Annotated in this window: 3 protein-coding genes; all 3 read left to right on the plus strand. The window is 40.0% G+C overall.

What is annotated here, in order from left to right; translation table 11 throughout:
• From IV512_RS04900 to IV512_RS04910, 3 genes are read left to right on the plus strand one after another with little or no spacing between them, the layout of a single operon-like run.
• Entirely contained in the window at positions 1-2,121 is a 2,121-nt protein-coding gene (locus IV512_RS04900; protein WP_209401227.1) for a type IX secretion system membrane protein PorP/SprF, read from the plus strand.
• Positions 2,122-15,810: a T9SS type B sorting domain-containing protein gene (locus IV512_RS04905; protein WP_209401228.1), complete on the plus strand. Its 13,689-nt coding sequence runs from the start codon at positions 2,122-2,124 to the stop codon at positions 15,808-15,810.
• Between the two features lie 21 nt (positions 15,811-15,831).
• Positions 15,832-16,785, plus strand: a complete 954-nt coding sequence (locus IV512_RS04910) for a type IX secretion system membrane protein PorP/SprF (protein ID WP_209401230.1) — start codon at positions 15,832-15,834, stop codon at positions 16,783-16,785.
• Positions 16,786-16,820 lie beyond the last annotated feature (35 nt).

Here is a 16,820-nt window from a genome sequence, read left to right on the forward strand (position 1 = left end):
ATGAAACTAGCCAAATACCTACTGTTAACCCTAATTGCCGTCTTCTCATTTACCGATGTCAAGGCGCAAGAAGACGACCCTATACTTCTGTATAGTCCCGCATCTCAAAACCTATTGAAATACAATAGGTTTTTGATCAACCCAACCTTTTCTACAGTTCAAGAAGACAAGTCTTACATTAACCTATTACATAGAAACCAATCGGTACAGTTTAAGGATAATGACCAAACATACTTTTTGAGTTATAGCGGTAGGGTAGGCGATAGAAGCGGGCTCGGTCTTAGTCTATATACCCAATCTATTGGGCCAGTTTCCAATATCGGTGTGTTGGCGAATTACGCTTATGGTGTAAAGCTAAGCGACAAAAGTAATTTAACTTTCGGAGCAAACTTGGCCTACTATAGTACAGGTCTTGATCGCAATAATATTGATGCTATTGATTCAGAAGATTTTAGACTGAACGGTACAGAAGATAGCAACGTGCTGTCTTTTCAGCCGGGTTTCAATATTTCCTATGACAAATTCGATTTTGGCCTTTTTGCTGAGAACCTTTTTGATTACAATTTAAAAACAAGTGAATCTCTTACAGAATTTGCCAATAAAACGTATTCCGGACATCTACAGTATACCCATGCCTTTAATAAAGATTCTGGCATTATGGAGGGGAGCAGATTAATGCCTCTTGCACGGGTTCGAATGAACGGTCAAAATCGATTTGCCTCTGCAGATGCAGAAGAAGCCCAAGACATTACGTTTGGCGGAAGTTTAATACTAGACCTGCCAAAACTAGGCTGGTTACAAGGGGGCTATGATAGCTTTTTCGGGGCATCGGCAGGAGCTGGTTTTAACATCAACAAGAGACTCTCCCTTGGGTATACCATGGAAAAAGGCTTCACGACCGATTTAGAAGCCCTTGGTGTAACGCACGAAATTTCGTTCGCCTACTCATTCACCCCTAACCTAACCGAAGACCGCGTAATGTTAGAAGAGGATTTTGAAGATGAACTGGCTGAAAGCGAAGACCTAGATAAGAATAATCTTGCTTCCAACGAAGAGATTGCAGAGCTGAAAAGAAAACTAGCGGAAAACGATGCTATTATCGAAGAATTGATGTTCCGCCAAGACTCTTTAGAGGCAGACCGCCAAAAAGATCTTGAACGAAGGTTTAATATGGTAATGGGCATGGTACGTAACGAAACGAACGGTAAGCGTCCCGATCTTGAAAAACGGGCAGAGAATTTATTCTTAGGCAATCAAGAACGACCTACAGTAGCTACATCAAGCCAGACTAAAGACACGAATAAACCTATCGGTACAAATTCTAATGTTCAGGACAAAACCGGCGTAGCGGAAATAAACCTTAAAAAAAGACCTGCGACAATACAAGACAATGTTAAAAATAAAGTAAAGACTAACGAACGCAATAAGCTAGCTCAGAATAAGATTAAAAGTAGAAAGTTTAGAAATCTCGAAGGCGCCGATGACGGTTATTATGTAATCGCCAATGTTTATAAAGGAGGCAAGTATATGGAAAAGTTCATTAATGATATGGATGCCAAAGGGTTCTCAACCAACTATATAGACAACAACGAGAACGGACTAAAATATGTTTATTTAGAGCGCTATGATACCTGGGATCAAGCAGTTGCCGCACACGAATCAAAAATGAACGGTTCTTACAATGGTGATCTTTGGATTATGAACGTTGACAACAAATATACTAATGAGGCTTATGCCAACAACGTTAATAAATTAAAGGAAAAATCTGCTCAATACGAATATGATAATGATGTATTACAACAAAATGTAGTCGTTAAAGATCAAGTGACTTCTAAAGAGCTTACCTCTAAAACTTATAAAATCGATGGTATTGGATCGGGGTATTATATTATCGCCAATGTATTTTCCAATCCAAAAAATGCCAATCGGTTTGTTAAGCTTCTAAACTCGTTCGGCCTTAGTGCAAGTTATTTCATAAACCCTGAAAATAATTGGAGATATGTCTATTTGAAGCGACATGAATCTTGGAATAATGCCCTCATATCTTACTATACCAATCTAAATGACTCTTACGATGACAAAATGTGGATCATGAGGGTCAAACCAAACCTACTGGCATAAATGATACCAAAACTTATAAAAAACATTCTTGCAGGTACACTATTTATAGTTACCTGCACAGTTTTTTCACAAGAGTATAACGATTTTGAGGTACGCTATCAAGCAAACCTTAAGGGTGATTTAACCTTTATATCAAATAATATACTCAATCGGGACGGGGGTACATCTACCACTGAACCAAATGATGCTTACAATAATTTGAGCAGCAGTACCAGTTGGAATACGGAAACAGGGGGTAGACTTAATTACAATGACTATAAAAACATGCAATACATAGATGTAGATACGGATCCCTCTACATTTAGTTCGAGTACCGCTACCTTTAACTTTCCAAACCCGGATTGTAATCGCGTTAGATACGCTGGGCTTTATTGGTCAGCCACCTATCCTAGCGATACCGCTAATGGGTTTTATGATGGTAACACTTATCAACAAAATAACGTCCCCATAGGTCAAAACAGACAAAATGATTTTAACCAAGTAAGGTTAAGGGTGCCGGGAGGTTCTTATGTAAACATTACGGCCGATGAAGTTCTTTATGATGGTTTTACAAGTACAGATCCAGATGTAAGGCAAAATAGTCCCTACGCCTGCTATGCAGATGTAACTAGTTTAATAACGCCTCTGGGGAACCCTACGGGCGATTATACTGTTGCAAATATCAGGGCAACTACTGGAACTCTTACCCCGGGAGGTGGTACCACTGGAGGGTGGACCTTGGTTGTAGTTTATGAAAACCCAAATTTAACCGGTAAACTCATGTCCACATTTGACGGATTTGCCAGGGTAAGGGACACAGATACAGTAGAAATTAATTATTCAGGCTTTAACACAATTCCAGCTGGCCCTGTAAATGCAGATATAGGAGCCGCAGCTTTGGAGGGTGATTTTAGAATAAACGGTGACAATATGAGCATAAGGGCCGCCTCAAATGGTTCTTTTTCTATTGTTAGGGATGAAAATGGCTTTATAGACCCTAACAATTTTTTTAATAGTGATATTACCTTAGACGGAGCAGTTACCACTAATAGAAATCCTAATAGTATTAATACTTTAGGTTATGACACGGATATGTTCAGATTACTCAATCCCAGTAATTCTGCCATACCAAACAATGAAACCGCTGCTACTTTTAGGTTTCAAACCGATGGAGATCAGTATTATCCCTTTTTTAATTCTTTTAATATTGAAATAATTGAGCCAAATATCGTTCTTGAAAAAAGGGTTGAAGATATAGCAGGTAACGATATTACAGGCCAAGGAGTAAATCTTGGTCAAATTCTTGACTACGTACTCTCCTTTGAAAATACGGGAAATGATGACGCAACCAATTACACTATAAGGGACATTCTTCCCATAAATGTAACTTTAGATGAATCTAATATTACAATGCCATCGGGTACCACCTATACCTTTAACCCAGCAACCAGGGAGGTTACATTTACCATACCGGAATATTTAATAAATGCAGGTGACCCCGTAGCTTCTATTAGAATGAGAGTTCAAGTAGCAGAAAACTGCTTTGATTTCATAGATGCCTGTACGGATCTTATCCAAAATTTAGCTTATTCTACTTATCAAGGTGTCATCAATGATAACCAAATAACCGATGATCCCAGTGTTACGGATTTTGATAGTTGTGGATTTGTAACCCCGGGTGCTACCAACTTTCTTTTGGACGACCTTTCCGACTGTAATTTTACCAGAACCGTACAACTCTGCGGTACCAATGTAACCTTGGATGCCGGGGATAATTTTGATGATTATATATGGGTTAGGGACGACAACAACAATGGTCAAATAGACGCCTCTGATACCGTTCTTAATGATGGAAACCCAGATGGGGACCTAAGCACTATAAACGTAAATCAAGTAGGAACATATATTGTTGACAAAATAGTTGCAGACCCTTGTAAAGGGTTTAAGGAGATAATGATCGTAGAACGATTTGGAGATAATAGAACTAACCCAATCATTGAACATTACAATACTGTTAACAATGACTCGGACCCCACAAATGATATTCAAGGCGAAATAGTTCAATGTAGTGTAGACGGGGACCTATTACCCAAACTTTTTCTATGTGGTATTAATGATTCTCACCCCATCCAACTAAATATCCTAGATGCCCAAGAAATTCATTGGGAAAGATTGGTAGAGGGTAGTTGTTCAGATGCTCCTGATGACTGCGCCAATAAAAATTTAACCTGTACTTGGAATGAAGTTGCTGTAGGAAGCAACTATACTGTTGATACTGCAGGTAAATACCGATTGGTTATAAATTATCAAAACGGTTGTTTTAACAGGTTCTATTTTGATGTATTCCAAAATACGTTGGATATACGGCACAACAAGACAGATATGTTATGTGGCAATAACGGTAACATTACAATTACAAACTTAGGCAGTAACTATGGTTTCCAACTTGTAAATGTATCTACAAATGTTATAGAAGTCCCTTTCAGTGCTAACAATGGACCAAGTTTTGACATTTCAACTAACGGATCTTATAGGGTAGAAGCAGTTCAATTGAATAGCAGCGGTCAGCCGATTGACGGGGCGTGTATTTTTAGCACTCCGGATATCGGTATTCTTAATCCTGCCTTCAGTGTGGAAGCAGTCAAAACAGACGCTACATGTAGCGGATTTGGTAGCATAAGACTATCCGCATTGAATGCCCAAGGCCAATATTACTATGAACTAACCCAAGGAGGATCTCCTGTGGACAATTCCGGACCTTCTACGGACAACAATTACACCTTTGTCAATCTAAACCCTGGGGTCTATGATTATGCCGTTCGAACGGATGATGGTTGTTTGGGTACTGGACAAGTTGAAATTTTGGACTTGTCCGACCTTGAAATAGAGGCAAGGATATCTCAACATATAACTTGTAGGGAAGGAAATATTTTAATGAGTTCAGACGGAGGACAAACACCTCATGTCTATGCAATTTGGAGCTTTGTAGATGAAAGTGGTACAACCATCACCTCCTATAATAATCCCAGTGAAATCCCAGCCTCTGAATATCAGACAAGCCAAATTTTTGATATATATGATCCAGGAGACTATACATTTATAGTCGTAGACAGAAATAATTGTGCGGCTTTTTCAAATGAAGTCACAATAGAGTTTAGGCCGGCCGCTGAGTACAATGCAACCTCTGTAACAGACGTTTTGTGCTTTGGAGATTCCAGTGGTGCCATTCAATTTAATTTAATAGATGACAACGGTTATCAACTTACATATTACCTATTTGACGCTACAGGATTTGAAGAAGATAATTACGATTACATAAATGCACTAGCTACCAACGCCTCAGGCTATTTTCCTGGTTTACCTACTGGTGATTATGCTGTGGTAATTAATCAGCGAAAGGGCAGTGCTTCCTGTGATTATTTTGAATACCATACCATTAGCACGCCTGCTAATGCATTAACGGCCACTTCTGCCCTAATACAAGATTTGACTTGTACTCAAGATGCAATAATAGAAGCGCAAAACATTAGCGGAGGTACAGCTCCATATTTTTTTAGTATTGACGGCATTAACTTCATTCCCGATACTACGCCTAATGCCCACAGATTTGAAAATCTAACCGCTGGAACCTACACAATTAGGGTAAGGGACAATGCTGGCTGTACTTTTGACACTGCGCCCATTACGATAAATCCTTTAAATGAACCTAGCGATTTAACATTTACCTCAACCACTTTACAGTGTCCAGCACAGACCTCTGATGTAACGGTCAATGTAACCAATGGAAACAGTCCTTTTATATATGAAATAGTTGCACCGGCATCAGCCATCAGTAATAATGGAAACAATAATGTATTTAATGGTTTATCAGCTGGCACCTATACCTTTAGGGTAAGTGATTCTAAAGGTTGTTCTATCACCGAAAGCTATACTATAGACCCTCTTACACCTATCTCGGTAGCAGGTCAACTTAACAATAATATCACTTGTTTTGGTCTTTCCGATGGAGATATCGCGTTTCATATCTCAGGATTTGCAACCAATTATAATTATACCATTTCCGGTCCATCGTCTTTATCAGGTACTAATGAAACCTCAGCGACTCAAACTTTCAATGGGCTAGCAGCAGGAACTTACAGTATTACGGTCACTGATACCGATACCAATTGTACAGCCACGACAGATGTAACTATTTCTGCTCCACCTACATCTCTGGTAATTGCAGATTTGGATGTAACGGACATAACTTGCTCAACTTCCGGCACTAATCCTGGATCTGTAGTCATCACTGCGACCGGTGGATGGAGTGGGTATGAATATGAGTTAGAAGACCCTTCGGGAACGGTCACGGGTCCGCAATCTACCAATTCATTTTCAGGTCTTACCGATACTTCCGGCAATTACACCGTAACGGTTAGGGATTCTGGAGGATGTGAGACATCACAGGTATTCTCTTTAAATCCTGCTGTCGCTCCAACGTTAAGCATAGCGGCCAATAATATGTGCTATGATAGTTCTGTTGGACTTGAACTTAGTGCTACCGTAACATCTGGAGGAGAAGCTCCGTTTCAATATAGGATTAACGGCGGTGCTTATCAATCAAATTCAACTTTTACTGGGCTGGGACCGGGCGGTTACACCATTGAGGTAATAGACAGTAAAAACTGTACGGGTACCGCCAGTATAACAGTTTTTCCAACCCTATCTGCCAACGCCTCATTAATTAAGGACTTGGATTGTAGTGCATCGCCCGATGCAGAAATTCGTCTGAACGTTTCTGGTGGAAATCCTTCTTTTAATTATGAAGTAATTAGAAATGGAAGTTCGGTACAGTCACCAACTGCCCTACCAAGCAATCCATTCTCCTATTTTACATCCGTAGCTGGAACATACGAGTTTATTATCACGGATAGTGAAAACTGTACCATTACGACAAATCAAATTACGGTAACTCCCAATACCAATCCAGCTGTAACGGAAGTTCTTGCAAATCCCTTATGTAGTTTGAGTACGGATGGAAACGTTGAACTTCAGATTACAGGCGGTACTCCGCCTTACCAAATTGTTTTTGACGGTAGTACGCCTTCCGCTCAAACAATCTATGCAAATCTTGGAGCAGGCACGTATGCCTATTCTGTAACTGATGCCAAAGGATGTTCTGCAAGTGGCTCAGTAACGTTGGTTGCTCCACCTGCGTTGAATCCTGGTACAATTGATATTCTTCAGGACTTTCGTTGCGATAACACATCTGCAACATTACAGGCTATAAATTATTCAGGAGGAACAACCGGATACACCTTTAGTATTGATGGTATAAATTTTCAGGCCTCAGATACTTTTAATTCCGGTATTACCGCGGGTACCTACACTATTACGGTACGCGACAGCAATGGATGTACGGAAGAGACCACAGCAGTAGTAATCGACCCATTAGATCCCCCAACTGATCTTTCTTTCGCTCAAACTGCTCCGGTTTGTCCAGCAATAGTATCAGATGTAACGGTATCCGTAACCGATGGAACCGCTCCTTTCAATTATGAAATTATTGCTCCAAGTGCAAGTACAACAAACAATGGTAACAATAACGTATTTACCGGCCTAAGTCCAGATACTTATACTTTTAGGATTACAGATGCCAGAGGTTGTATTATTGAGAGAAATTATACCATTGCAGATATTCCACAGGTGGAAGTTCTTTCGCAACTAACGAACAATGTGAGTTGTTTTGGGGCAACCGATGGTGCCTTTACATTTACTGTTAGTGATTTTGCCTCCACATATAGTTATGTAGTTGAGAATAGTTCGTCCATTACGGTCCAAAGTCAAAATAACATCAATCTGACCACACCAATAGCTGTAACATCATTAGCTGCGGACACTTATACCATAACCATTACGGATGACACAACCAATTGTACTGCTACTTCGGTAACAACTGTGGCCGGACCAACAACTGCTCTTGGTTTTACAATGACCAGTACCCCCGTTACTTGTCGTGAAAATGCGTCCATTACCGTTACCGCAACAGGTGGATGGGGCGGTTATGAATATCAACTAGAAAATACTATTGGGCCCGCAATCATTTACCCCTATCAAGGTTCTAATATATTCACTGACGTACCGGCCGGAAATTATACGGTTTACGTGAGGGATTCCGGCAATTGTATTAGCACTGACACCATTACCATTAACCCTGCTGAAACACCATCCATTGCCTTTGATTCAAGTTCCGACCTGTGTTTTGATGCAACTGATCAAGCCTCCTTGGTAATCAACGTTACAGATGGTATTGCTCCCTATTATTACAGTATAAATGGGGGTGGACTTACTTTGGGCGGGTCTAGCCCTATAACCATATCAAATCTGACTCCCGGCACCTATTCTATTGAAGTTACCGATGCTTATGGATGTATTTCTAACAGCATTTCACAAACAATAGAGCCGCAACTTACAGCGAATGCCACAGTAAATAAGGCTTTGGATTGTACCGCCTCTCCAGACGCCATTATTGATGTTAACATAGCCAATGGATATTTACCATATGCTAGTTATGAAGTTAGTACTGATGGAGGTACTTCATGGGGAGCTCCTATTGCTATTGTTGGAACAACTTTTTCATATAGTACACCTAATGCTGGCAATTATAGTTTTAGAATTACTGACAATAGTGGCTGTTCCGTAATAACTGAGGCACAAATAGATCCTATAGACAATCCTGACATAACATCCCTAGTACAAACAGCAGCAATTTTATGTAATGGGGATTCCGGTGCCTCCATTCAGGTAAATCTTGATAATAGTAGGGGAGTAGCCCCGTATACAATCTCTGTATACAATACAACCACTGCCACTTCTTATGGTACTCAAACTTCTGGTTTACCTGCCGGAACTTATGAGGTAACAGTAACGGATGCCAAGTCCTGTACAGATATGGAGGTTATCGTAATAGGAGAACCAAACCCAATTACTTATAACATTAATTTGACCCCAATAACCTGTGATACTTCTTCGGGTACCAATCCGGGTTCAATTTCCGTTGAAAATGTTGTAGGAGGTACTCCTGGTTATACGTATTACTTGACCGGTAATAACAGCTATAGTGCCCAAAGGGTTGAGCCTACAGGTGCTAATTATACTTTTACAATACTGGAATTTGGTATTTACGAAATAGACGTGGTAGATAACAACGGATGTTCAGTATTAACTACGAACATTATAGCGTCTCCACCTGATGATTTAGATATTGACGTTTCTACAGTCACTGCCGACTGTGTTTCCGGCGGAACTGCCGTAGTGACGGTAACTACCGCTATACTAGGAACCGATTACGAATTTGGGATTCTTGATCAGTTTGGCGTACCTTATGCGTCTTCATTTTTGCCACCTGATACCAGTGGTGGGCCTACTAGAACTTTTACAGGTCTGACCCCAGGTATTACCTACACTTTCGTGGTACATGACATTACAACTAACTGCTATTATTTTGAAACAGCAGCTGCACCAATTGATTCTCCCTCGAATCTGACTTCAACTTTAGATGCGGTAAATAATATTACCTGTACAGGAAGCACCGATGGTAATGTTAGTTTCACTTTTGATAACTACGCAGCAGATGCAACCAGTGTGGATTATGAAATATTCAATTTTCAATCGAATACTACAACAGGTATTACTGGTTCCTCGGCAGTCAATCCTCCGGGTGTGGGTACTGGTGTAACAGTCAATAATTTAGGTCCATTGCCTTATGGGGTATATTATATTCAATTTACCGAAGTAGGTGGAACCTATGGTGGTTGTACGGTGGCATCTGCGGATTTCACCATATCAGAATCGTCTAACCTGTTGCAGGTATCGGCAAATCTTGAGAAAAACGATAATTGTAACATAAACGCCGGTCAAGTATCTGCCGTAGGACAATTTGGAACAGCACCTTATGAGTATCAAATTGCACTGAGTTCTGATCTCGCCCCAACTGTTAGTACTTGGGCAGGTAGTTCTGCAAACGTATTCAATGTTGAAAGTGGCGATTATATTGTTTATATAAAAGATGCCAATAATTGTATACAGTCTGACAGTATTACGGTTCTGCTAGACCCTTCACCAGAGATTTCCGTTATCAGCACCAACCAATGTACCGCTGAAGACGGTAGCTTTAGTGTAGACGTAACGCTTGATGTTGCGGGAATAGCACCCTATTCAATAAGAATCGACGGTTCTGCTCCCCAAGCGGCTACATCGCTAAACAGTGTTGGGGATACTATGACCATAACTGGATTAAGTTCAGGTCCGCACACTTTTGAAATATTGGATGCCAATGGTTGTGGTGAAACTGAGAATATCACCATTTATCAACCATTGAATCTATTTGCCAATGTGACTGCGGATGAAAATTGTGTTCCAGCTAATTCAGGAGAGGTTACCATCACGGCAAACGGAGGTTCGGGCACCTATACTTACAGCCAAATAACACCTGCGGGTGCTACAAATGCCACGGGTATTTTTACGGGTCTTACCCATTCGGTCAACTATACCTTTGAGGTTTTGGATACAACCACAAATTGTACAGATCAGGTTTCTATAACTTTACCGGCCCCGGTTGACCCTACATTTACCTTAAACGCGACAGACGTAAGTTGTTTTGGTGGGTCTGATGGATCCATTACGGTTACTCTTGATTCAGGAAATATTGATATTCCATATCTCTATAGTTCAGACGGTGGTACCACAACTCAATCTTCTAACGTATTCAATAATTTGAGCGCAGGTTCTTATAACGTCACCGTAATTTCCGATAAAGGTTGTCGAGCAACATTACCAATAGATGTGGAAAGTCCAAGTGAATTGGATATATCTGCATCTGCATCTAGCTTTAGTTGTGATGATGCTGCAAGCACGATAACAGTGACCATAAATAATGACGGTACTGGAAATCCGTCGGGCACTGGGCCTTATGTGTACAGTTATGATGGAGGAAGTAACTTCCAGGCTAACAATACCTATCAGGTAGCATTTGGATCACCTGACATAACTGTTGTAGTTAGAGATGATAATGGATGTACCGATACAGTAGTTGTATCAATACCTGTTGAAGAAAGGGTAACCGCAACAATCAATCAATTACAGCCCATAGATTGTTCTAATGGTGAAGAGGTTATTGAAATAATTGCTGCCAACGGATCTGGATCTTACACCTATACGCAAGTGCCTTCCGGAACTATCATTTCAAATCCGGCATCGGTATCACTAACACAACCGGGTACCTATACTTTTGAAATCTTGGACACGGTCACTAACTGTTCTATACTCATTGAACATGTGATAGCTCCATATGATTTGATTGAGGCTACTGCCACAATATTGAGCGATGCTGTATGTAGCGATAGTACGGATGGCAGTATTGAAGTAACGATCGACAATTATCTAGGCACCTTTGATTATCATGTGTTAGATATCAATGGTAACATTATTGCTGGTACGACAGCTTCGAATAATGCAACTGTAAATCCGTTTACATTTACGGTTAGCAGCACCTTACCTGCTGGTACCTATTCTGTTGAAATAACGGAAACCGCATATCCTCAATGTTCGGTTACCACTAATACGGTTACTATTGATGCTCCTGACCCAATTACGATGACGGTACTAGACAATGTAAATGCAAATTGTAACACACCTAACGCCGTTGTAACTGTTCAAGCCTTTGGAGGTACAGCTCCATATACCTATGGTGCCGTATTGAGTGGCGCACCCGTGCCCGCTACCTTCCCTTATGATCATACAATTGAGTTGGATCCATTAACGGGTACCGATTGGGATCTTTATGCTAGGGACATAAATGGTTGTATCATCTCCACTCCCATTGCAATCACGGTTGCCATGGATTCAGAACCAGATATCAGCTTATCACTTAATGATGCCTGTGCAGATGAGGGTCAATTCGCCATCACGGTAAACTTAGACGCCGTTAATACAGGTGTTGCGCCATATTTCATGAGCATCAATGGCTCTGCATTTCAAAATATTAACGCATTCCCCTATACCTTTACAGGATTATCATCAGGGAATCATAGTATTACGGTTCGCGATGCTAATGGATGTAATGAAACAGAAAACCTTAATATTGATGCGGAACTTGTAATTACATCTACCGTAATATCCCAACCTACTTGTAATACTAATGATGGAGTAATTGAATTTAATATAGTTGGTGGTTCAGGAAGCTTTACAACTGAATTACTTCGTGCAGATTTATCATCCACAGGAATTGCAGCTACAGGAAACCAATTCACTAATGTTCCTTTTGGAAATTATATAGTGAGGGTTACAGATACTAATTTAGGAAGCCCAAATTGTATCTCTGAGGCTTCTATAAGCCTTGAAGAGCCTACTCCCGTAACCTTGTTGACAACGGATAAAACAGATGTTAGTTGTAATGGAGCTTCAGACGGAAGTATTGTTATTAACATGGAGCCAAGCAGCACCGGAGTTAATGACAACCCTCCCTACACTTTTGAAATTACTGATGGTACCATAACACTCACGCAGAGCTCAAATTTGTTTACTGGCTTATCTGCCGGAACATATGACATTACCGTAACTTCCAATAGAAATTGTGTTGCTACTGATCAGATTGTAATTAATGAGCCACTTAACCTTGTTGCAAATATTACCGACGTTGTAGATTTTGCATGTGATATCGACAACAGTTTACAACAGGCGGAAATTGAGGTTACCATCACCACAGGTACAGGTACACCTGATTATTTCTACAGTGTTAATGGTAGTAGTTATTTACCTACGGGTGGTAATGTATTTACCCATTTTGTTAACAGCGCTGGTAATTATGATATTACTATACGGGATGCAAATGGATGTACATTTGTTTTACCTACACAAACTATCAATCCAATCAACAATTTTGTTCCAGTAGTTTCACAACTTTCAGCAATCTCTTGCTCAGGTCCAGAAGATATTAGAATTACTGTTACCGATGACGGAAATCCTCATAACTATACTTTTGAATTGTTACCTCTGGGTAATACCGATGGTGTTCAGGTAGCCGTTACGAGTACATCGGCAGATTATCAACTAACGGAAGTGGGAAGTTATACCTTTAGAATTACAGATACAGATACAGGATGTTATGTAGATACAGCACCATACGAAATTGCTCCCTATGACCTGATACAAGTTGCAGCTACCGCAATTGATCCCGTTGTATGTTTCGGTGATTCTAATGGTAGCTTACAAATAGAGGTTAGCGGTTATAGTGGTCCGTATAATTTTGAAGTATTCACTCAAGCAGGAACAAGTGTTCAAATAGGATCGGGTAATACTGGTGTAAATCCTTTAACAATCACGGGTCTTTCTGGAGGTAATTATTTTGTAAGGGTAACCGAAACGACTTCTCCAGGATGTACCGAAGATTCAAATATGGTGACTATCGTGTCTCCAGATACAGCCCTAACGGCTATTGTTGATCCAGTTTCGGAAGCAACATGTACCGATGATAGAGGAGAGATACTGGTGGATCCTAATGGGGGATATGCTCCATACACTATTGACATGATCAATACTATCACGGGTCAAAATTTTTCGGTATCCAATGTAGAAGCTCATGTCTTTACCATGCTATCGGCAGGGAACTTTGATATTACTATTACCGATGCTTTGGGTTGTGCTATTAATGATACAGAAACTTTGACTGCACCTACCCCAATAGTTGCTAATGCAATACCATTAGTAACTGACTTGATGTGTTACGATGACACCAATGGCACCGTAACTGCAATTGTTACGGGTGGCGGAAGCGGTTCATATGAATATCGTCTGAACTATTACGATAATTCAGGAACATCAATTGAATTCACATCGGGTCAACAGTCATCAGCTACCTTTACTGGGTTAGGAGAAGGCATATATAGTGTAACCGTTGTTGATGGTTGGAATTGTGACGTAAATACTAATACCGTTCAAATCAATGAACCTACGGAGGTCATCAGCAATCTTGTTCAAACGAGGGCAATGACTTGCGCCTCTGATGCAGAACTAGTACTAACGGCTTCCGGAGGTACCGGGCCCTATAGATACAGTACCGATAACATCACCTTTAATCCAATGAGTGGTGGTAATACGCACACATTTTCCATTTCACAAGGAAATGAAGGTACTTACCAATACTTTGTAATAGATTCCCAGGGTTGTGAAGCAAACATATCCAATAGTATTAGTGTGGAAGAAATTCCGGAATTAGTTCTATTCGTGGATAATAGTGCAGCCATTATCAACTGTACGGGTGACAATACTGCAGTCATTTACGCCGATGCCGAGGGCGGATTAGGAAATTATCAATATGAATTATTTACAGATGTTTCCTTAAACCCTGCCTCCAGAATTGCTGGTCCTCAATCTTTAGGAATATTCGGAAACCTATATGCAGGAACCTATTACGTAAATGTAGTTAGTGAAGATTGTATTACACCGGCACAAAGGGTAGATATTGTTGAACCAACAGCTCTTGATTATACCGATGAGGTCATTAACGTAAGCTGTAATGGCGAAGAAGATGGCAGTATTACTGTAACCCTTTCCGGTGGCTCAGGAGACTACCAATATGCAATTACACCTAATCTTGACCAATTTGATGATGAAAACACCTTTGATGGTTTGGTCCCAGGCGACTACACGGTAATAGCTCAAGATGCTAATGGATGTTTTATCGAACTTGAGTATACCATTACTGAACCTACCATTATTGAGGTTAGTGCAGAGGTTCTCCCTGAAGTATGCGAAGGTGAAGAGAACGGATCAATTGAATTGACGATAACGGGTGGTACAGCACCTTATAGTACAAGAATAGCCGTTGAAAGTACTTTTGTTCAAGATAGAACTACCTTCTCTGGTTTGGCAGCAGGTGATTACATTATTTTCATAGAAGATGCCAATGGTTGTGAATCTAATATTGCCGTTACGGTAGAACCTGGTGTTAACCTTGGTGCTACAGTAGAACCAATATATGGTTGTAACGGTCAACTGCCCAATAACTATGTTAATATTGCTCTCGAAGATGAAAGTATTTCCGAGGAGGTATTATACGGCTTAGACACCACTGATCCAACTCAAATGCAGTTAAACCCTTATTTCAGGGATATGTCACCAGGAAATCATTTCATTTCAATATCACATGAAAATGGTTGTATAACAACTATAGATTTTGTCATCGAGAATTTTGAACCATTAACTCTTACACTTCAGCAAAACAGTATTAATGAAATTACTGCAATTGTTGATGGTGGCAGGGCGCCCTATAACTATTATTTTAATGACTACGATAATGGTCAAGATAATACATTTGTCATCAATAGAACTGACACTTATGAAGTTAGAGTGATAGATGCCAATGGTTGCGAAGCGGTTGCAGAAATTTATATGGAATTTATAGATATTGAAATTCCTAATTTCTTCACTCCAAACGGGGATAGTGAAAATGATTTCTGGAAACCTAGAAACATAGAACATTTTCCAGAGATACTAATCAAAATTTATGATCGTTATGGTAGAGTAGTTGCTGAAGTATCTCAAAATCATTTAGGATGGGACGGTACGTACAATGAAAAAGAATTACCTACAGGTGATTACTGGTATGTTGTTCGACTCAACGGAGAAAATGATGAAAGAGAATTTGTAGGCCACTTTACCCTATATCGATAAAAAACTTAACCTAACTGAACCATGCGTAAATTTATTTGGACCTTGCTGCTCTTTTCGAGCGTCATAGCTACACGGGGCCAAGAGTTAAACTCTCCCCAGCTTTCACAATATTTAGCTGATAACCCATTTGTTCTTTCGCCGGTATATGCAGGTATTGGGGATCATGTGAAAATTAGGCTCAATGGTCTTACGCAGTGGGTAGGTATAAAAGATGCCCCACAGACCCAATCGCTAGCTGCAGATATGCGTTTAGGTGAAAAATCAGGTATTGGTGTTTTTCTATATAACGACAAAAACGGCTACACCAAACAACAGGGTGCTAGGGTATCTTTTGCCCATCATCTAACCTTAGATAGGTATGATGACGAGTTCTTGTCATTTGGTATTTCTTACAACTTTAACCAGTTTAGAATAGATATAGACGAATTTGTTGATGCTAATCTAGACCCTGGTGTTATCAACAATCGCCAAACCAGTAACCATAACTTCGATGTCGGTGCCATGTACCGTTTTGGTAAATTCTATTTTAGTGCAAATGCATCAAACCTTTTAGGTAAAGATCCCAACAATTTTACTTTTAATGTTGATGAGCCAAACGAACTGAGAAATTATTATGCCTACACAGGTTATCGATACAGAAAGAATAAAAACACCAATCTTGAGATAGAACCCTCTATTCTCTTTAAAATGTTTGAAAGTGACGGGCGTTCAGAAACTGATTTAAACCTTAAATTCAGATGGTACGACTTTGAAGATTATTATTATACCGGTGTTAATTACCGTTTTTTGAACGATCAAATCGGTGACCCATTATATATTGCACCGTTCGCAGGTCTTAAAAAGAGCAATTTTTACTTCGGATATTCATATCAGATTATTCTTAACGAAATTATTACCTACAGCACAGGTACACATGTAGTAACCATAGGTGTAGATCTCTTTCAAGGATTAAGTAATTGTCGCTGTACCTACTAATTCATTTTCGATATAGCATTTTGTTCGGATTGACG

The organism is Pseudozobellia sp. WGM2, from assembly GCF_017810075.1.
GTDB lineage: Bacteria > Bacteroidota > Bacteroidia > Flavobacteriales > Flavobacteriaceae > JADNYK01.